This window comes from Streptomyces sp. TS71-3 (assembly GCF_018327685.1).
Lineage (GTDB): Bacteria > Actinomycetota > Actinomycetes > Streptomycetales > Streptomycetaceae > Streptomyces.
In genome coordinates this window covers 1,974,733-1,993,720 of record NZ_BNEL01000001.1, presented here as the reverse complement: position 1 = coordinate 1,993,720, position 18,988 = coordinate 1,974,733, and the positions used below count along the sequence as shown (strand labels likewise).

15 protein-coding genes are annotated in these 18,988 nt (G+C 72.4%); 7 read left to right on the top strand and 8 right to left on the bottom strand.

The genetic code is table 11. The features are described from left to right. Window positions 1-379: 379 nt before the first annotated feature. The 3 genes from Sm713_RS08225 to Sm713_RS08215 all read right to left on the bottom strand — a co-directional run bounded on the left by Sm713_RS08225 (window position 380) and on the right by Sm713_RS08215 (window position 3,230). Window positions 380-2,080, bottom strand: coding sequence for a methylmalonyl-CoA mutase (locus Sm713_RS08225; RefSeq protein ID WP_212908991.1), 1,701 nt, complete (start codon window positions 2,078-2,080; stop codon window positions 380-382). A gap of 178 nt (window positions 2,081-2,258) precedes the next feature. Continuing rightward, the gene (locus Sm713_RS08220) at window positions 2,259-2,597 is read right to left on the bottom strand and encodes a DUF3817 domain-containing protein (RefSeq protein WP_212908990.1); all 339 of its coding nucleotides are present in this window, start codon (window positions 2,595-2,597) and stop codon (window positions 2,259-2,261) included. Window positions 2,598-2,720: 123 nt separating this feature from the next. Continuing rightward, window positions 2,721-3,230 (bottom strand): MarR family winged helix-turn-helix transcriptional regulator, encoded by a 510-nt coding sequence (locus tag Sm713_RS08215; RefSeq protein WP_212908989.1) that lies wholly within the window; start codon window positions 3,228-3,230, stop codon window positions 2,721-2,723. A 341-nt stretch (window positions 3,231-3,571) separates the two neighbouring features. Here Sm713_RS08215 and Sm713_RS08210 point away from each other — a divergent pair, with 341 nt between their 5' ends. After that, entirely contained in the window at window positions 3,572-4,597 is a 1,026-nt protein-coding gene (locus Sm713_RS08210) for a glycoside hydrolase family 6 protein (RefSeq protein WP_212908988.1), read from the top strand. Between the two features lie 11 nt (window positions 4,598-4,608). Here the strand turns inward: Sm713_RS08210 and Sm713_RS08205 are convergent, their stop codons facing one another. The 3 genes from Sm713_RS08205 to Sm713_RS08195 all read right to left on the bottom strand — a co-directional run bounded on the left by Sm713_RS08205 (window position 4,609) and on the right by Sm713_RS08195 (window position 8,123). Further along, window positions 4,609-6,432 carry a glycosyltransferase family 2 protein gene (locus Sm713_RS08205; RefSeq protein ID WP_212908987.1) on the bottom strand — a complete coding sequence of 608 codons (1,824 nt, stop codon included), beginning with the start codon at window positions 6,430-6,432 and terminating at the stop codon, window positions 4,609-4,611. 1,056 nt (window positions 6,433-7,488) lie between these two features. Next, window positions 7,489-7,782 carry an MTH1187 family thiamine-binding protein gene (locus Sm713_RS08200; RefSeq protein WP_212908986.1) on the bottom strand — a complete coding sequence of 98 codons (294 nt, stop codon included), beginning with the start codon at window positions 7,780-7,782 and terminating at the stop codon, window positions 7,489-7,491. Continuing rightward, window positions 7,779-8,123: a DUF3817 domain-containing protein gene (locus tag Sm713_RS08195; protein WP_212908985.1), complete on the bottom strand. Its 345-nt coding sequence runs from the start codon at window positions 8,121-8,123 to the stop codon at window positions 7,779-7,781. Before Sm713_RS08195 ends, Sm713_RS08200 begins: the two co-directional genes overlap by 4 nt. Window positions 8,124-8,390: 267 nt before the next feature. On the opposite strand from Sm713_RS08195, the gene Sm713_RS08190 reads away from it, so the two are divergent. The 4 genes from Sm713_RS08190 to Sm713_RS08175 all read left to right on the top strand — a co-directional run bounded on the left by Sm713_RS08190 (window position 8,391) and on the right by Sm713_RS08175 (window position 11,094). Then, window positions 8,391-9,029, top strand: a complete 639-nt coding sequence (locus Sm713_RS08190; RefSeq protein ID WP_212908984.1) for an AIM24 family protein — start codon at window positions 8,391-8,393, stop codon at window positions 9,027-9,029. Window position 9,030: 1 nt separating this feature from the next. Beyond that, a complete protein-coding gene (locus Sm713_RS08185; RefSeq protein WP_212911863.1) occupies window positions 9,031-9,681 on the top strand; it encodes an AIM24 family protein in 651 nt (216 codons plus the stop codon). After that, entirely contained in the window at window positions 9,678-10,478 is an 801-nt protein-coding gene (locus Sm713_RS08180; protein ID WP_212908983.1) for an AIM24 family protein, read from the top strand. The genes Sm713_RS08185 and Sm713_RS08180 overlap by 4 nt, the downstream gene beginning before the upstream one ends. Before the next feature lie 139 nt (window positions 10,479-10,617). Next, window positions 10,618-11,094: a MarR family winged helix-turn-helix transcriptional regulator gene (locus Sm713_RS08175; RefSeq protein WP_212908982.1), complete on the top strand. Its 477-nt coding sequence runs from the start codon at window positions 10,618-10,620 to the stop codon at window positions 11,092-11,094. A gap of 596 nt (window positions 11,095-11,690) precedes the next feature. On the opposite strand, the gene meaB is transcribed toward Sm713_RS08175, so the two are convergent. Both meaB and Sm713_RS08165 read right to left on the bottom strand, forming a co-directional pair. After that, the gene (gene meaB, locus Sm713_RS08170) at window positions 11,691-12,647 is read right to left on the bottom strand and encodes a methylmalonyl Co-A mutase-associated GTPase MeaB (RefSeq protein ID WP_212908981.1); all 957 of its coding nucleotides are present in this window, start codon (window positions 12,645-12,647) and stop codon (window positions 11,691-11,693) included. Between the two features lie 145 nt (window positions 12,648-12,792). Continuing rightward, window positions 12,793-13,995, bottom strand: a complete 1,203-nt coding sequence (locus Sm713_RS08165) for an acetyl-CoA C-acetyltransferase (protein WP_212908980.1) — start codon at window positions 13,993-13,995, stop codon at window positions 12,793-12,795. A 433-nt stretch (window positions 13,996-14,428) separates the two neighbouring features. On the opposite strand from Sm713_RS08165, the gene mce reads away from it, so the two are divergent. Both mce and scy read left to right on the top strand, forming a co-directional pair. Further along, window positions 14,429-14,878, top strand: a complete 450-nt coding sequence (mce, locus tag Sm713_RS08160) for a methylmalonyl-CoA epimerase (RefSeq protein WP_212908979.1) — start codon at window positions 14,429-14,431, stop codon at window positions 14,876-14,878. A 308-nt stretch (window positions 14,879-15,186) separates the two neighbouring features. Further along, on the top strand, window positions 15,187-18,888 hold the full coding sequence (scy, locus tag Sm713_RS08155) for a polarized growth protein Scy (RefSeq protein ID WP_212908978.1): 3,702 nt from the start codon (window positions 15,187-15,189) through the stop codon (window positions 18,886-18,888). Window positions 18,889-18,988: the final 100 nt, after the last annotated feature.

Sequence of the window (18,988 nt, the reverse complement as noted above, 5' to 3'; positions counted from 1 at the left end):
GGTTGCTCGCGCAGTTCCCCGCGCCCCTTGGGGACGGGGCTGCGCCCCGATCTCCACGCCCCTGATCGGGGCGCAGCCCCGTCATTCAGGGGCGCGGGGAACTGCGCGACCAGCCACCACGAGACCCGCAGACAGCCACCGGCCAAGAGAAGCAGCGGCGCGACACTGATCGGGGCGCAGCCCCGCACCAAAGGGGCGCGGGGAACTGCGCGAGCAACCACCACGAGACCCGCAGACAGCCACCGGCCCAGAGCGGCAGCGGCGCGCGCTGGCCGGGGCGCGGGGAACTGCGCGATCCGCCGCCGCGAGACCCGCGGACGGCCACCGGCCCCAGAAAGCTCTCTCCCGCCTCGTGGGCGCCGTACGGCGCCCTGCGCGCCTAGAAGCCCGGCGGCTCCGTGTAGACGCCCCACTCCTCTCGGAGCGCGTCACAGATCTCCCCGAGCGTCGCCTCCGCCCGGACGGCCGTCAGCATCGGCTCGATCATGTTCGCCCCGGACCGCGCCGCCTCGACCATCGCGCTGAGCGCCCCGCGCACCCCGGCGTCGTCGCGGCGGGCACGCCGCTCCCCCAGTTCGCGCACCTGCTCGCGCTCCACCTCGTGGCTGACCCGCAGGATCTCCAGCTCGCCGGTGACGGAGGCGGTGTGGGCGTTGACGCCCACCACGTGCTTCTCGCCCTTCTCCAGCGCCCGCTGGTACTGGAACGAGGCCTCGGCGATCTCGCCGGTGAACCAGCCGTCCTCGATGCCGCGCAGGATGCCGGAGGTCATCGGGCCGATGGGGTGCCGGCCGTCGGGGTGGGCCAGCTCGCCGCGCTCGCGGATCCGCTCGAAGATCTTCTCGGCGTCCGCCTCGATGCGGTCGGTGAGCTGCTCGACGTACCAGGAGCCGCCGAGGGGGTCGGCGACGTTGCCCACGCCGGTCTCCTCCATCAGCACCTGCTGGGTGCGCAGCGCGATCTCCGCGGCCCGCTCGCTGGGCAGCGCGAGGGTCTCGTCGAGGGCGTTGGTGTGCAGCGAGTTGGTGCCGCCGAGCACCGCGGCGAGGGCCTCCACGGCGGTGCGCACGACGTTGTTGTACGGCTGCTGGGCGGTGAGGGACACGCCGGCGGTCTGGGTGTGGAAGCGCAGCCACTGCGCCCGCTCCGTCTTCGCGCTGTACACGTCCCGCATCCAGCGGGCCCAGATGCGGCGGGCCGCGCGGAACTTCGCGATCTCCTCGAAGAAGTCGACATGCGCGTCGAAGAAGAAGGAGAGGCCGGGCGCGAAGCGTTCCACGTCGAGGCCGCGGGAGAGGCCGAGCTCGACGTAGCCGAAGCCGTCCGCGAGCGTGTAGGCGAGCTCCTGGGCGGCCGTGGAGCCGGCCTCGCGGATGTGGTAGCCGGAGACCGAGAGGGGCTTGTAGTCCGGTATCCCGGCCGCGCAGTGCTCCATCAGGTCGCCGATGAGGCGCAGGTGGGGCTCGGGCTTGAAGAGCCACTCCTTCTGCGCGATGTACTCCTTGAAGATGTCCGTCTGGAGCGTGCCGTTCAGCACGGCCGGGTCGACGCCCTGCCGCTCCGCCGCGACCAGGTACATGCAGAAGACGGGAACGGCCGGGCCGCTGATCGTCATCGAGGTGGTGACGTCGCCCAGCGGGATGTCCTCGAAGAGCAGCTCCATGTCGGCCGCGGAGTCGATCGCGACACCGCAGTGCCCGACCTCGCCGAGCGATCGCGGGTCGTCGGAGTCGCGCCCCATCAGCGTCGGCATGTCGAACGCCACGCTCAGGCCGCCGCCGCCGGCCTTGAGGATCATCTTGTACCGCTCGTTGGTCTGCCGGGCGTTGCCGAAGCCGGCGAACTGGCGGATCGTCCAGGCGCGCCCTCTGTAACCGGTCGGGTACAGGCCGCGGGTGAACGGGTACTCGCCCGGCCAGCCGATCCGCTCGAAGCCCTCGTAGGTGTCGCCGGGCCGCGGCCCGTAAACAGGCTCCACGGGGTCTCCGGAGAGCGTCGTGAAATCCGCGCCGCGGGTGTGGGCGGCGTCGTACCGGGCCTGCCAGCGTCGGCGGCCCTCCTCGATCGCATCAGCGTGCATACCACGGAATTTTACTAGGACGTCCTAGTAACTGTCGATGGCTACGGGACGCTCCTGTGCCTGCTGAACCCTGCCGCACCCTGTCGCGCCCTTCAGGGACGCGTGATTCCGGCCCCTGAAGGCGGCCACCCGCAGGGGGTCCGCCGACCGTCCGCCGACCCCCGGCAGGGCGGACGGCTCAGGCCTTGACCGGCTCCGAGGCGTCCTCCGCGATCTTCGGCTCCAGCTCGCGGGTCACACGGCGCTCGACGAAGAACGCGGCCGTCGGGATGGTCCCGGCGAGCAGCACCCAGAGCAGCCTGGGCAGCGGCATCCGGGCCTTGGAGCCGAGGTCGAAGGCGAAGATCAGGTACACGACGTACAGCCAGCCGTGCGCGATGCCGACGGCGGTCACGAAGCCCGCGGCGCCGTTCATCTGGAGCCCGTACTTGGCGATGCAGCCGAGGGTCAGCAGCACCAGCAGCACACCGGTGACGTAGGCCATGACGCGGTAGCGCGTCAGCACGCTTTTCCTCATGACAGGAGAGTAACCGCCCGTTTTGCGCGCTCCCCGGGCGCCCCCACCCGCCGCGCAACCGGGCCGGTCGAGCCGTGGGGACGGGCCCGAGGAGCGCTCCGGAGCCCGCCGGGCATGCCCGGGTCAGGCCTCGTCGAAGTCGTTCGCCGCCACCCGCAGCGGCCGGAGCAGGTCGAAGATCTCCGAGCAGCCCTCGGCGTCGTACGCGCCCAGGCCGAAGTCCATGGCCATCAGGTCCCGGGAGGCCGACTCGACCACCTCGCGACCCTTGTCGGTGATGGAGGCGAGGGTGCCGCGGCCGTCGTTCGGGTTGGGCCGCTTGTCGACCAGGCCGGATCTCACCAGGCGGTCGACCGTGTTGGTCACCGACGTGGGGTGCACCATGAGACGTTCGCCGATCTTGGACATCGGCAGCTCACCCGCCTTGGAGAAGGTCAGCAGGACCAGCGCCTCGTACCGGGCGAAGGTCAGGCCGTACGGCCGTACGACCGCGTCGACCTCGGCGAGCAGGATCTGCTGGGCGCGCATGATAGACGTGATGGCGGCCATCGACGGCACGGATCCCCAGCGCTGCTTCCAGAGTTCATCCGCGCGGGCGATCGGGTCGAAGGCGAGACTGAGCGGCTTTGACACCCTGCCGACCTTACCGGTCCGGGTTTTGACGGTCTCCGGATAGTGGGCATCTCGTCTCACCCCTCGGTCGCGACGCCGCGAGCAGGCGCGGCGAGCCCTCGGCGCAGGGGCAGGCTCCTCAATGATAGGAGCAGGCGCTCCCGGGGTGGTACGAGGGGCCCTTGACCGTCCGTCGGACTCCCGTCCGCTCCACGGGCCGGAGCTCGGCGGTGTTGCAACCGGGGCGAATAGTTCATCTATGCCAGGATTGCCGCACCGATATGTGGTCCGGATCACAGTGCCAGCCAGGGTGCCGACGCGGCCGGGCCCGGCTTGCTGTCACCTCGCCCCAAGGGAGCAGGATGTCCCGGCTGATCCGTACCTTCGCGGCCCTGACGCTGCTCGGCGGGCTGGGGGCCGCGACGGGCTGCTCCTCTTCAGGCACGGCCCAGAGCGCGGCGACGGCGTCGGCGGGCGGCGCGGCACCGGCGCAGGGCGCGGTGGCGCCCTTCTGGGTCGACCCGTCGAGCCCGGCCGCCTGGCAGGCCGACGACTGGCAGCGGCACGGCCGGGCGTCAGACGCGCGGCTGCTCGAACTCATCGCCCGGCAGCCCACCGCCATCTGGCCGGCCGGGGACGATCCCGGCGCGATGATGCGGGCGGCCACGGAGGGCGCGGACAGACACGGCACGACCGCGCTGTTCGTCGCGTACAACATCCCGCACCGGGACTGCGGCCAGCACTCGGCGGGCGGGGCCGTGGACGCTGCGGCCTACCGGCAGTGGATCGACCGGTTCGCGGCGGCCCTCGGCGACACGCACGCGTGGGTGGTCCTCGAACCGGACGCGGTCGCCCACGCGGTGGACGGCTGCACGCCTCCCCCGTACCAGGCCGAGCGGTACCAGCTGCTCTCCCAGGCGATCGACCGGCTCAAGCAGCAGCCGCACACCCGCGTGTACCTGGACGCGGGCAACCCGGCCTGGATCACCGATCCGCGCCGTCTCGTGGAGCCGCTCGGCCGCGCCGGGATCGGCCACGCGGACGGCTTCTCGCTGAACGTCTCCAACTTCCAGACGACCGGCGCCGCCAGGGCCTACGGCCACCGGCTCTCCGAGGCCCTGGCGGGGACGGGCACCAAGCACTTCGTGGTCGACACCAGCCGCAACGGCAGGGGCCCGCTGGCCGGCGACCACAGCACCGCCTGGTGCAACCCGCCGGGCCGCGCGCTGGGCGCCCCGCCCACCCTGCACACCGGCGACCCGCTGGTCGACGCCTACCTGTGGATCAAGCGGCCCGGGGAGTCGGACGGCCAGTGCCGGGGCGGCCCCGCGGCCGGCACCTGGTGGCCGCAGTACGCGGTGGGGCTGGCCCGCGCGGCGCGGGGCTGACCGCGCGGACGTCAGCTCCCACCGGGCGCCCCGCCACCGACCGTCTCCGGCGCGGCCGTGACGCGGGAACTGGTGGCCAGCGGCCTGGCATGCTCCGGCTCGGCCACCGGCACCGGGGCCGAGGCCGGGGTCGAGGCCGGGGCCGGGCGACGGGCCGCGCGGATGCGGGGCGCGAGGCAGGTGTACAGCCAGACCCCGGGCGGTGCGACGCAGACGGCCAGGGCCAGGCAGGCCCAGGTGCGCATGGCCGCGTGCGTGTGGTGCAGCACCACGGAGGCGGCGAGGGAGGAGACGAGCACCATCCCCCAGCCCAGGTGGATGCGGAAGGTCATCAGCCGGTCGGCGCCGCCCGTGCCGCCCTTGGGGGTGACCACGAACCGGCTCGGCCTGCGCAGCACCGCGCTCCACAGCGACCTGGCGTAGATGGGCGCCGACAGCGCGGACATCACCATGCCCGCGAGGCCGCCAGAGCCCTCCGGCTCGTGCGGGGAGACGTTGTGCCGCCGGTTCCACAGGTACAGGCCGATCTGCAGCGCCGCCGCGTCGCTGTAGAGCATCAGCCACACCGAGGCCGCGACCTGCGTCCCGGACGCCCCGAACCACATGAACAGCACGCAGCTCAGGATGCCCAGCAGCCAGTTGACCGCGGTCATCGGGTAGTAGACGAGCATCAGCGTGTACGAGAAGCACCGGCCGGCGGGCATGGTGAGCGGCGCCTTCCAGTACTGCTTGAACAGCGTCTCGTACGTACCCCGCGACCAGCGCATCTGCTGGGTGAAGAAGTCCGTCCAGGTGACCGGGCCCTCCCCTATCGCCAGCACGTCGGGCGTGTAGACGGAGCGCCAGTACTGGCCGGTGTACGGGTTCCTGCGGCGGTGCAGCTCGAATCCCGTGGCCATGTCCTCGGTGATCGAGTCGTACAGGCCGCCGATCTGGAGCAGGGCCGGGATGCGGACGACGTTGTTGGTGCCGACGAACATGGGCGCGCGGTAGCGGTTCCCGGCGCGCTGGATCAGGGCGTGGAAGAGGAACTGCTGCGACTCCGCGGCCTTGGTGACGGCGGAGTCGTAGTTGCCGTAGACCTGGGGGCCGACGACGAAGGCCACGTCCGGGTCGCGGAAGTAGCCCATCATCCGCTCCAGGAAGTTGGGCAGTGGCACGTGGTCGGTGTCGACGGAGGCGAAGAAGTCGTAGTCGCCGCCGTGCAGGGCGAGCCAGGCGTTGTAGTTGCCGTGCTTGGTGCGCGTCTTGTGGGGGCCGCTGGGCTGGTTCCACTCCGGCACCCCCTTGCGGGAGAAGTGCCGGGCGCCGAGGGCCGCGCAGAGCTCCCTGGCCTCGTCGCTGTCGCCCTCGTCGAGCAGCCACACGTCGATCGGTCCGGTGTGCCGCACGCGCATGGCGCCCTCCAGGGTGGCGGCGACCATGGAGAGGGGTTCCTTGCCCGGTACGAACGTGGTCAGGAACGCCACCCGCGTGCCGGGCTCGGGGACGACCGGTATCGGGTCGCGGGCGACCAGGGTGGCGTGGGCGATGGACAGCACGTTGACGAGCATGAACAGCTCGATGAGGCCGATGATGACCAGCATCGTCGTGTCGAGACCGGTCAGCCAGCGGTCTGCGCCCTCCCGTTCGGTCCAGTGTGAGGGCCAGACGAGATAGACCAGGAGGACCCCCGTCAGCAGGGGCGCCAGCGCCATCAGGGCTACGGCGCGGATGCGGTGGGGCTCCTGGGCCAGCAGGGAGCGGTACCGGACCCGGTAGGGGTCCTCGTCCGGCTCGGTGAGGGGTCCTGCGAGCGTGCTGTGGGTGTCGTAGTCGTAGCCCTCCGGCCGCACAGCGCCCTCCATTGTGTGGTGTCGAAAGAGCCGCTGTACTCACAGAAAGGGAGATGGGGGGTGGTGTCGAACCGGGAGGGGCCGAGCGAGGGGTTTGTGACGGCGAGCGGGTGCATCCGCAATCCAGCCGCAGCCCGTGGTGACCCCCGACGTCCGGTTCGCCCTACGGCCGGGGCTTCTTGCGCAGTTCCCCGCGCCCCTTGGGGGGTGATGGGCTGGCCTCGCTCCCCGGCTTCCCCGCGGTCGGTGTGTTGTGCGCAGTTCCCCGCGCCCCCTGGTTCGTGGCGGGCTCGCCTCGTTCGCCGGCTTTCCCACCGCGGGGGTGTTCGCGCAGTTCCCCGCGCCCCTGGATCCGTGGCGGGCACGCCTCGCTTTTCGGCTATCCCACCGTCGGGGTGTTCGCGCAGTTCCCCGCGCCCCTGGGCCGTAGCCGGCTCGCCTCGTACTCCGGCTTTCCCACCGCGGGGGTGTTCGCGCAGTTCCCCGCGCCCCTCGGGCCATGGCGGGCTCGCCTCGTACTCCGGCTTTCCCACCGCGGGGGTGTTCGCGCAGTTCCCCGCGCCCCTCGGGCCATGGCCGGCTCGCCTCGTACTCCGGCTTTCCCACCGCGGGGGTGTTCGCGCAGTTCCCCGCGCCCCTCGGGCCATGGCCGGCTCGCCTCGTACTCCGGCTTTCCCACCGCGGGGGTGTTCGCGCAGTTCCCCGCGCCCCTCGGGCCATGGCGGGCTCGCCTCGCTTTTCGGCTATCCCACCGTCGGGGTGTTCGCGCAGTTCCCCGCGCCCCTGGGTCCGTTTCGGTGGCTCGGGTTTGTGGTTGCTTGTGCTGGTCCCCGCGGCCCTGATCGGGGCGTAGCCCCGTCTTTTAGGGGCGCGGGGGACTGCGCGACAAGCAACGACGAGAGCCGCGGACGGCCAGCGGCCCAGAGGGGCAGGGCCCTGAGAAGGGGCGCGGGGAACTGCGCGAAAAGCACGGCGAGGGCCGCCGGGCGGGCGTCGGGCCGGAGGGGCCGGGCGGGGTGCCCGGTGCCCGGCGGTGGGGGGTGAGTGGGGTGGCGGCTACTGGGACAGGTGGCGTTCCACCGTGTCGACCTTTGACGTGAGTGCGTCCGTCACCCCGGGCCGGATGTCCGCCTTGAGGACGAGGGAGACCCGTGGCGCGCGCTCCTCGACGACGGCGACCGCGCGCCGGACGACGTCCATCACCTCGTCCCACTCCCCCTCGACCGACGTGAACATCGCATCGGTGCGATTGGGCAGCCCGGACTCCCGGACCACGCGGACGGCGTCCGCCACGTACTCCCCGACGTCCTCGCCGACACCCAGCGGCGTCACGGAGAAGGCCACGATCATGCGTTGACGACCCCCTCACGGCGCGCGCTGGCGGCGATGGCCGCGTCCCTGGACTCGCGCCGCAGCCGGCGCTCCGCGAAGAAGCCGCCGGTGGGCAGCACCGCGAGGACGAAGTAGAGGATGCCGGTGCCCTTCGACCACTTGGCCCGCTTCCACGCGTCCAGCCAGAAGAGCACGTACAGGATGAACAGCACGCCGTGGATGGAGCCCATCACCGGGACGGCGTTGAAGTCGGTGGTGCGCTTGAGCACCGAGCAGATGAGCAGCAGCAGGAAGGAGACGGCCTCGGGGGCGGAGACCAGTCGGAGGCGGCGGAGTGCGGAGGCGGTCTTGAGGTCCACGGGTCACCTTCGGTGGGAGTGCGGCCGTCCCCGGAAGGCCGGGGCCGGGGTGCCGGGTCCCGGGGCCGGGACCGGCGTGCTTGGCGTGCCCTCTCGTACTTGTGAATACGGGCACAAGCAGGTCCATTCTGACGCAGCCACCGCCGGGTGCGGCGCCCAGGGGGCCTCACACCGCATCGTGCCCCGCATCGGCCGGCGCATGGGGCAGCGGTCCTGATCCTTGCGTCCGCCCTGTGCCGGGATGTCCGCGGCCGATACGGTCTGCGCGTGGCTGTGTTTCGACTCCAGGGCAGCAGAGTGCTGGCCATCGACATGGACGGGGACGCCGTCAAGGCGAAGAGCGGCTCGATGGTCGCCTACGACGGACGGATGACCTTCAAGAAGCTGAGCGGCGGCGGTGAGGGCCTGCGCGGCATGGTGACCCGCCGGCTGACCGGCGAGCAGATGTCCGTGATGGAGGTGAAGGGGCACGGCACGTGCTGGTTCGCCGACCGGGCGACCGAGATCAACCTGGTCCGGCTCACCGGCGAGAAGCTGCACGTCGAGGCGGGCAACCTGCTGGTCACCGAGGCGAGCCTGCGGACCGGCACCACGTTCACCGGGCTGCGCGGCGCCTCCCAGGGCAACGGCCTGTTCACCACCACGGTGGAGGGCCACGGCCAGGCGGCGATCATGTCGGACGGGCCCGCGGTGGCGCTGCGGGTGAGCGGGCAGTACCCGCTCACGGTCGACCCGGGCGCCTACGTCGCGCACCAGGGCGACATCCGCCAGACCTTCCAGTCGGGTGTGACGTTCCGCACCTTCCTGGGCGAGGGCGGCGGCGAGGCGTTCCAGATCCGGTTCGAGGGCGAGGGCCTGGTCTACGTCCAGCCCAGCGAGCGCAGCACCGTCGCGGGGGATGTCTGAGATGCCGTTCCGTGAGCTCAACGCGAAGATGGTCGAGGCGACCGTGACCCCCGGCCAGACGCTCTTCAGCCAGCGCGGCGCGATGCTCGCCTACACGGGCGAGGTGTCGTTCACGCCCAGCGTCCAGGGCGGGCAGGGCGGCCTGATGTCGATGATCGGCCGCCGGGTGGCGAACGAGGCGACGCCGCTGATGACGGTGGACGGCAGCGGCACCGTGCTCTTCGGCCACGGCGGCCACCACGTCAGGGTGATAGACCTCGCCGGCGACACCCTGTACGTGGAGGCGGACCGGCTGCTCGCCTTCGACGGGAGCCTCAGGCAGGGCACGATGTTCATGGGCTCCCAGGGCGGGGTGATGGGCATGGTGCGCGGGCAGGTCACCGGCCAGGGGCTCTTCACCACGACGCTGTCGGGCCACGGCTCCCTGGCGGTGCTGGCGCACGGCGGCGTGATCGAGCTGCCGATCGCCCCGGACCACCCGGTGCACGTCGACCCGCAGGCGTACGTCGCCCACCGCGGCGAGGTGCGCAACAGGCTCTCGGCGGCGATCGGCTGGCGGGAGATGGTGGGCCGCGGCTCCGGGGAGGCGTTCCAGCTGGAGCTGTCCGGCAGCGGCACCGTGTACGTCCAGGCCTCGGAGGAGAAGCTGTGACCTCGTACCCCGCAGCGCAGGGGCCCGTGGTGTACGACCCGGCGACCCTGCCCGTCGACGACAACGTCAACAACTACACCTTCTGCGTGGAGCTCACCGGCACCCGGTGGTTCCTCCAGAAGGGCAGGATGATCGCCCACTACGGGTCGATGGAGTTCAACGGCGTCGGGCACGGCAGCCTCGACCGGCTGATCCGGACGTCGTTCCACTCCCCGCTGCACGCGAGCGACTGGGTGGTGGCCGAGGGGCACGGCAAGATGCTGCTCGCCGACCGCGCCTTCGACGTCAACTCCTACGACCTCGACGACGGCAACCTGACGATCCGCTCCGGCAACCTGCTCGCTTTTCAGCCGACTCTCGCGCTGAAGCAGTCCATCGTCCCGGGCTTCCTCACTCTCATCGGCACGGGCAAGTTCGTGGCCGCGTCCAACGGCCCCGTGGTCTTCATCGAACCGCCCATCCGGGTGGATCCGCAGGCACTGGTCGGCTGGGCGGACTGCCCGTCGCCCTGCCACCACTACGACCACGGGTACCTGACCGGCCTGCTGGGCGGGGTGCGGGCGTGGACGGGGATCGGCGGGGCGTCCGGCGAGGAGCACCAGTTCGAGTTCGTCGGGGCCGGGACCGTTCTGCTCCAGTCCACCGAGACGCTGATGGCCGAGCACGACGTCGGGCTGGTGCCCGGGGAGCCCGGGGTGCCCGGCGGGGGGCGTCCTGCGGGGCCGGCCGGCGGGGCACCGGCGGGGCCCGGACTGCCCGGGCAGCTCGGCAGTCTCCAACGTCGCTTCGGGCTGTGAGCGGTACCCTGCGCAGTGTGACGTCGAACGCGTGCTCTCCCGTGGCTTCGAGGGCCCCGGGAGGCTCGCCGGGGGCGTCGCGGCTCGTCATCACCCCAAGGCTCGTTCGTATTTCAACTTCTTAGGTAGAATGCATCCCATGGACACCGAGACGACCACGCGCTGGCTGACCGACACCGAGCAGTGTGCGTGGCGCACCCACCTGGAGGTCAACCGCCTGCTGGCGTACCAGTTGGAGAAGGACCTCCAGCCATTCGGGCTGACGATGAACGACTACGAGATCCTGGTCAACCTCTCGGAGTCCGAGGACCAGCGGATGCGGATGAGCGACCTGGCCTCGGCGACGCTGCAGTCCAAGAGCCGTCTCTCCCACCAGATCACCCGGATGGAGGGGGCCGGGCTGGTGCGCAGGGAGAACTGCGAGTCGGATCGGCGGGGGCTTTTCGCCGTGCTGACCGAGCAGGGGGTGGCGACGATGCGGAAGGTGGCGCCGCACCATGTGGACTCCGTGCGGCGGCATTTCATCGACCTGATGTCGCCCGAGGCGCTGGCGGAACTCCGGGCTTCCCTCACCCCGGTCGCGGACCACCTCCGCGCGCAGCGCGGCCGCCCCTGATCCCCTTCCGCCCACCCCGCCCGCCCTTTTTCTGCGCAGTTCCCCGCGCCCCTGATGCAGGGCCCTGCCCCTGAGGGCCGGTGACTACCCGCGGGCCTCGTCGTCGTTCTTCGCGCAGTTCCCCGCGCCCCTCATGCAGGGCCCTGCCCCTCTGGACCGGTGACTGCCCGCGGGTCTCGTCGTGGCTTGTCGCGCAGTTCCCCGCGCCCCTGAAAGACGGGGCTGCGAGGACCCGCGCGTACAACCACGAACAGCAGGCAGCGAAACAAACACGCGAACCCCCTGCTTCTAGGGGCGCGGGGAACTGCGCGAACACCCCACGGCGGGAAAGCCAAGGAACCAGCCGACGCCACCCACGAACCCAGGGGCGCGGGGAACTGCGCAAAACGCCCCGACACCGGGAAAGCCAAAGAACCAGGCAAACCCACCACCCCCCAGGGGCGCGGGGAACTGCGCGAACACCCCACAGCGGGAAAGCCAAGGAACCAGGCAAACCCGCCACCACCCAAGGGGCGCGGGGAACTGCGCAAAAAGGGGACCGCCAAGCCGAGGTAAGCGGGGCCCACGGCACCGGGGAAGCGCCCCCGACAGGGGGCTCAGTGGTGGGTCACGCCCTCCACCAGCTCATCCGCCGCCCCGTAAGGATCCAACTCCCCACCCACAACCCGCTCGGCCAGAGCCCCGACCCGGCGATCGCCATGCAGATCGCCGATCCGCTCGCGCAACGCCGTGACCGCGATCGTCTCGATCTCCTTCGCCGCCCGGGCAAGCCGCCGCTCCGCCAGCACCCCCCGCTCCTCCATCCACGCCCGGTGCTTCTCCAGCGCCTCGACGACTTCCTCGACGCCCTCCTGGCGTGCGGCGACGGTCTTCACGATGGGCGGGCGCCAGTCGCCTGGCGCGCGGGCCTCGCCGAGGCCCAGCATGTGGTTCAGCTCGCGGGCCGTGGCGTCGGCGCCGTCCCGGTCGGCCTTGTTGACCACGTAGACGTCGCCGATCTCCAGGATGCCGGCCTTCGCCGCCTGGATGCCGTCGCCCATGCCCGGGGCGAGCAGCACCACGGACGTGTCCGCCTGCGAGGCGATCTCCACCTCGGACTGCCCCACCCCCACGGTCTCCACCAGGATCACCTCGCACCCGGCGGCGTCCAGCACGCGGATGGCCTGCGGTGCGGCCCACGCGAGCCCGCCGAGGTGGCCCCGGGTCGCCATGGAGCGGATGTAGACGCCCGGGTCGGAGGCGTGCTCCGACATCCGCACCCGGTCACCCAGCAGCGCACCCCCGGAGAACGGCGAGGAGGGGTCCACGGCGAGCACCCCGACCCGTTTCCCGGCCCGCCGGTAGGCACTCACCAGCACGGACGTCGATGTCGACTTGCCGACACCGGGCGACCCCGTGATCCCGACGACGTAGGCGCGGCCGGCCAGCGGGGCGAGGGCGGCCATGACCTCCCTCAGCTGCCCGGAGGCGCTCTCGACCAGGGAGATCAGCCGGGCCACGGCCCGCGGCCTGCCGTCCCTGGCCTGGGCCACCAGCGAGGCGACATCCTGCATCACAGCTCCGTTCGTCCGCGCGGCCCGTCCGCCCGGCCGCGGTCCCCACCGCCGCCCCACCGCGGGCCGGCTCCGTCAGCGCCTGAAGCGTGCACGGCGGGCCGGGCGTGCCCCGCACACCCGGCCCGCCCCGCGTCCGCCGCCGTCAGGCACCCGGAACGCGCACGATCAGCGCGTCCCCCTGGCCGCCGCCACCGCACAGGCCCGCCGCGCCCAGGCCGCCGCCGCGCCGCCTCAGCTCCAGCGCGAGGTGCAGCACGATGCGCGCGCCGGACATCCCGATCGGGTGACCGAGGGCGATGGCACCGCCGTTGACGTTCACCATTTCAGACGACACGTCGAGGTTCTTCATCGACTGGAGGAGGACGGAGGCGAACGCCTCGTTGATCTCGATCAGGTCGAGGTCCCCGACGGTCAGCCCGCCCTTCTTCAGGGCGTGCTGGATGGCTCCCGAGGGCTGGGAGTGCAGGGAGTTGTCCGGACCCGCGACGTTGCCGTGCGCGCCGATCTCGGCCAGCCAGGTGAGCCCGAGCGCCTCGGCGCGCGCCTTGCTCATCACGACGACCGCGGCGGCGCCGTCGGAGATCGGCGAGGAGGACCCGGCGGTGATGGTGCCGCCGGGGCGGAAGGCCGGGCGCAGCTTGGCCAGCGTCTCGGCCGTGGTGTCGGGCCTGATGCCCTCGTCGGTGGCGACCACGACCGGCTCGCCGCGCCGCTGCGGGATCTCCACCGGGACGATCTCCTCGTCGAAGATCCCGCCCTGCTGTGCGGCGCCGGCGCGCTGGTGCGAGAGGGCGGCGATGGCGTCCTGCTCGGCGCGCTCGATGCCGAGCCTGGTGTTGTGGTTCTCGGTGGACTCGCCCATGGCGATGTTCTCGAACGAGTCGGTCAGGCCGTCGTGCGCCATGGAGTCCAGCATCTCGATGGCGCCGTACTTCACGCCCTGCCGGGACCTGGGCAGCAGGTGCGGGGCGTTCGTCATGGACTCCTGGCCGCCGGCCACGACCACGTCGAACTCTCCGGCGCGGATGAGCTGGTCGGCCAGCGCGATGGCGTCGAGGCCGGACAGGCAGACCTTGTTGACGGTGAGCGCCGGGACGTCCATGGGGATGCCGGCCTTGACCGCGGCCTGCCGCGCCGGGATCTGCCCGGCTCCGGCCTGGAGCACCTGGCCCATGATCACGTACTGCACCTGGTCGGCGCCGATTCCGGCCCGCTCCAGGGCCGCCTTGATGGCGAAGCCGCCGAGGTCGGTGCCCGAGAAGGGCGTCAGCGAGCCCAGCAGCCGCCCCATGGGCGTACGGGCGCCCGCGACGATCACTGAGGTGGTGCCGTTCGTTGCAGACATGTCGTGCGATCCCTTTCCAGCGTACGTACGCTCGGACGGCGTCTGAGGGGGCGAGGCCGCGGGGCCCGCCCGGGGGCCGCTCCGGCGTGCGCCCCGGGGGCGGTGCGGGCGGCTCGGACGCCCGGGCCGGCGGGCGGCTCGTGCCGGCCGATGCGGCTCGTACGGCCGGTATGCGGCCGAGGGGGTTGAGAGGCGGAGGGGACGGAGGGGACGGATACGGCGGGTGGTGCGGACGGGTGATGCGTACCCGTGCGGTGCGGACGGGTCCCGCGGGCTCCTTGGACCCGGGCCGAGCGGTGTGCGGGCGGTGCGGACGGGGGCAGTGAACGATGGTTCACTTGAATGTACTGGCCGGTAAGCCGTCCGTCACCGCCACACGAGTGTGATGGCGCGCACGTTGCGTAACCGGCCGCGAAGCGCTGCACTGTGGGCCATGCTGACGAGAATCGACCACATCGGAATCGCCTGCTTCGACCTGGACGCAACGGTCGAGTTCTACCGCGCGACCTACGGCTTCGAGGTGCACCACACCGAGGTCAACGAGGAGCAGGGCGTGCGCGAGGCCATGCTCAGGATCAACGGGACGGACGACGGCGGCGCCACCTACCTCCAGCTCCTCGAACCCGTCCGGGAGGACTCCGCGGTCGGCAAGTGGCTCGCGAAGAACGGCGAGGGCGTGCACCACATCGCCTTCGGCACCCCGGACGTCGCGGCCGACGCGGACGGCATCCGCGACAAGGGCGTACGGGTCCTCTACGACGAGCCGCGGCACGGTTCCATGGACTCCCGGATCACCTTCCTGCACCCGAGGGACTGCCACGGCGTCCTCACCGAACTGGTGACATCCGCCCAGGCCCGGGGCCCGCAGCAGGGCGGGAGCTGACCTCCGCGGACCGGATTCGCAGCCCCCGCAGCCGCACGTTCCGCAGGAAAACCCGGGCACCCGGCGGGAAAAAGCCCATCGGCCGGGCCAACCGGAAAAGAGGGAACGGTAGGGTTGGCAGCGGTCGCCCGGGCTTGGAGTTCCATCAGTGGCGGCCACGTCCGGGGTCCGGGTTTCGGGGGGCGAGCGTCGGGGCAGCAGCCCATGTTCCGCCGTTGATCTGACACCATTTCCCCGGGAGCCCCGTTCAGTCGGACGGGCGGGGCTGTTCGGAGAAGTTGCCACCATGGGACGGATGGGACCGCGGAGTGCGGGGCTACGAGCGCCAGGAACGAGAGCGGGCTGAGGTCGACCACCTCGCTCGGTTCGAGGCCGAGATGGAGCGGCTGAAGACCGAACGGGAGAAGGCCGTCCAGCACGCCGAGGACCTCGGCTACCAGGTCGAGGTATTGCGCGCCAAGTTGCACGAGGCGCGCCGTGCTCTGGCGCTCCGCCCTGCCTATGAGGGCGCCGACATCGGCTACCAGGCCGAGCAGCTGCTGCGCAACGCCCAGACCCAGGCCGACCAGCTGCGCTCCGACGCCGAGCGCGAGCTGCGCGAGGCCCGCGCCCAGACCCAGCGCATCCTCCAGGAGCACGCCGAGCAGCAGGCCAGGATGCAGGCCGAGCTGCACGCGGAGGCCGTCAACCGGCGCCAGCAGCTCGACCACGAACTCGCCGAGCGCCGCGCGACCGTCGAGTCCCATGTCAACGAGAACGTCGCCTGGGCCGAGCAGTTGCGCGCCCGCTCCGAGCAGCAGGCCCGCCGGCTGCTCGACGACTCCAGGTCCGAGGCCGACCAGGCCCTCGCCGCGGCCCGGGCCGAGGCCGAGCGGCTGACCGCCCAGGCCCGCCACCGGCTCACCGAGGAGGCGGAGGCCGCCCGGGCCGAGGCGGAGGCGCTGCTGCGGCGCGCCCGCGCCGACGCCGAGCGGATGCTGAACACCGCCTCCAGCCAGGCCCAGGAGGCCACCGACCACGCCGAGGCGCTGCGCACCTCCACGGCCACCGAGTCGGAGCAGGCGCGGCTGCGGGCGACCGAGCTGAGCCGCGCCGCGGAGCAGCGGATGGCCGAGGCCGAGCAGGCGCTGCGCGAGGCGCAGGCCGAGGCGGACAAGGTGCTCGCCCAGGCCAAGGAGGAGGCCACGACCCGGCTCGCGGGCGCCGAGGCCACCAACGAGCAGCGCACCCGTACCGCCAAGGAGCAGGTCGCCCGGCTCGTCGCCGAGGCCACCAAGGAGGTCGAGAGCAGCAAGGCCGAGGCCGAGCAGCGCATCGCGGACGCCAGGGCCGAGGGCGAGAGGCTGATCGCGGAGGCCTCCGACAAGGCCCGCACGGTCACCGCCGAGGAGACCGCGTCCCAGCTCGCGAAGGCCGCGCACACCGCGGAGGAGGTGGTCACCAAGGCCTCCGCGGACGCCAAGGCGACCACCAAGGCCGCCTCCGAGGAGGCCGAGCGGATCCGCCGCGAGGCCGAGGAGGAGTCCGACCGGCTCCGCTCCGAGGCGCACGACATCGCCGAGCAGCTCAAGGGCGCCGCGAAGGACGACACCAAGGAGTACCGCGCCAAGACGGTCGAGCTCCAGGAGGAGGCGCGGCGGCTGCGCGGCGAGGCCGAGCAGCTGCGCGCCGACGCGGTCGCCGAGGGCGAGCGGATCCGCGGCGAGGCGCGCCGCGAGGCCGTCCAGCAGATCGAAGAGGCGGCCACGAGCGCCGAGGAGCTGCTGACCAAGGCCAAGGCCGACGCGCAGGAGATGCGCACGACCGCCCAGAGCGAGTCGGAGAAGGTGCGCACGGACGCCATCGAGCGCGCCACCACCCTGCGCCGGCAGGCCGACGAGGCCATGGAGCGCACGCACGCCGAGACCGAGCGGCTGCGCACCGAGGCCGCCGAGCACGCCGAGCAGGTCAAGACGGAGGCCGACCGCGCCGCGCGGGAGAAGCAGGAGGAGACCGACCAGGCACTCGCCGCCCGCAAGGAGGAGGCCGACCGCGAGCTGGCCCGCCGCCGCGCGGAGGCCGAGGAGCGCCTCGTCGCCGCCGAGCAGGCACTGAAGGACGCGCGCGACGAGGCCGACCGGCTGCGCACCGAGGCCCGCGAGGAGACCGACCGGCTGCGCACCGAGACCTCCGAGCGCGTCAGGGCGCTGCACGCGAAGGCCGAGGAGGAGGCCGAGCGGCTGCGCACCGAGGCCGCCGCGGACGCCTCGGCGTCCCGCGCGGAGGGCGAGAACATCGCCGTGCGGCTCCGCTCCGACGCGGCCTCCGAGGCCGAGCAGCTGAAGTCCGAGGCCCAGGACGCGGCCGACCGCATCCGCAGCGAGGCCGCGGCCGCCGCCGAACGCGTCGGCGCGGAGGCCGCCGAGGCGCTCGCCGCCGCCCAGGAGGAGGCCGCCCGGCGCCGCCGCGAGGCGGAGGAACTGCTCGGCTCGGCCCGCGCCGAGGCCGACCAGGAGCGCGAGCGGGCCCGGGAGCAGAGCGAGGAGCTGCTGGCCTCCGCGCGCAAGCGGGTCGAGGAGGCCCAGGCCGAGGCCGTCCGGCTGGTCGAGGAGGCCGACCGGCGGGCCACCGACATGGTCTCCGCCGCCGAGCAGACCGCGCAGTCGGTCCGCGACTCGGTGAACGGCCTGCACGAACAGGCCCAGGAGGAGATCACCGGACTCAGGTCCGCCGCCGAGCACGCCGCGGAGCGCACCCGCACCGAGGCGCAGGAGGAGGCCGAGCGGGTCCGCGCCGACGCCTACGCCGAGCGCGAGCGTGCCGGCGAGGACGCCACCCGCGTCCGGCGGGAGGCGCAGGAGGAGGCCGAGGCCGCCAAGTCGCTGGCCGAGCGAACCGTCACCGAGGCCATCACCGAGTCCGACCGGCTGCGCACCGAGGCCCGCGAGGCGGCCAACAAGCGCCGCTCCGAAGCCGCCGAGCAGGCGGACAACCTCCTCGCGGAGGCCACCACCGAGTCGGAGCGGCTGCGTGCCGAGGCCGCCGAGACGGTCGGCTCCGCCCAGCAGCACGCCGAGCGGACCCGCGCCGAGTCGGAGCGGATCAGGAGGGACGCCGTCGCGGAGGCCGAGCGCGTGTCGGCCGCGTCCCGCGAGGAGGCCGACCGGCTGCTCGACGAGGCGCGCAAGGACGCCAACAAGCGCCGCTCCGAGGCCGCCGAACAGGCCGACAGCCTCATCACCGAGGCCGCCTCGGAGGCCGACAAGCTCACCTCCCAGGCCCGCCAGGCGGCCCAGAAGACCACGACGGAGGCCGAGACCCAGGCCGACGCCATGGTGGGTGCCGCCCGCAGCGAGGCCGAGCGGCGGATCTCCGAAGCGACCGTCGAGGGCAACTCCATTGTGGAGAAGGCCCGCTCGGACGCCGACGAACTGCTCGTCGGCGCCCGCCGGGACTCCACCTCCATCCGGGAGCGCGCGGAGGAACTCCGCGAGCGGGTCACCAGCGAGATCGAGAAGCTGCACGACCGGGCCCGCCGGGAGGCCGCGGAGGCGCTGAAGTCCGCCGGCGAGCGCAGCGACGCGCTGGTGCGCGCCGCCGAGGAGCAGCGCGCCGAGGCGGAGACCAAGGCGGCCGAGACGCTATCGGAGGCCAAGTCCGAGGCCAGCAGCATCCGGATCTCCGCGGTGAAGAAGGCCGAGGGCCTGATCAAGGAGGCGGAGCAGAAGACCGCCGACGCCACCCGCGACGCGGAGCGGATGAGGGCCGAGGCCGAGGCGGAGGCCCAGCGGATCGTGACGGAGGGCAAGCACGAGCTGGAAGTGCTGGCCCGCCGCCGCGAGGACATCAACGCCGAGATCTCCCGGGTGCAGGACGTGCTGGAGGCGCTGGAGTCCTTCGAGACGCCGGGTTCCGGCGGCGGCAAGTCCGCCTCCGGTGGCAGCGGGGGCGGTTCGGGCTCCGGCGGCGGGGTCAAAGCGGGCGCCGCCGCGGCCGCGACACCTTCGAGTGGCAAGTCCCCGGAGAGCTAGCCGGGAGCCCAACTTCTGTGGTTATGGGGGTCCTTGAGCGCCCTCTGACAAGAGGTGCGGCGCTTCGCCACTCAAAAGAGGTGTCAATCTCCGCTTCAAA

Bases quoted from the DNA above. Each gene is read 5' to 3' on its own strand.
- Sm713_RS08225 (WP_212908991.1), bottom strand. From the start codon at position 2,080: ATGCACGCTGATGCGATCGAGGAGGGCCGCCGACGCTGGCAGGCCCGG.
- Sm713_RS08220 (WP_212908990.1), bottom strand. From the start codon at position 2,597: ATGAGGAAAAGCGTGCTGACGCGCTACCGCGTCATGGCCTACGTCACC.
- Sm713_RS08210 (WP_212908988.1), top strand. From the start codon at position 3,572: ATGTCCCGGCTGATCCGTACCTTCGCGGCCCTGACGCTGCTCGGCGGG.
- Sm713_RS08200 (WP_212908986.1), bottom strand. From the start codon at position 7,782: ATGATCGTGGCCTTCTCCGTGACGCCGCTGGGTGTCGGCGAGGACGTC.
- Sm713_RS08185 (WP_212911863.1), top strand. From the start codon at position 9,031: ATGCCGTTCCGTGAGCTCAACGCGAAGATGGTCGAGGCGACCGTGACC.
- Sm713_RS08175 (WP_212908982.1), top strand. From the start codon at position 10,618: ATGGACACCGAGACGACCACGCGCTGGCTGACCGACACCGAGCAGTGT.
- meaB (WP_212908981.1), bottom strand. From the start codon at position 12,647: ATGCAGGATGTCGCCTCGCTGGTGGCCCAGGCCAGGGACGGCAGGCCG.
- Sm713_RS08165 (WP_212908980.1), bottom strand. From the start codon at position 13,995: ATGTCTGCAACGAACGGCACCACCTCAGTGATCGTCGCGGGCGCCCGT.
- mce (WP_212908979.1), top strand. From the start codon at position 14,429: ATGCTGACGAGAATCGACCACATCGGAATCGCCTGCTTCGACCTGGAC.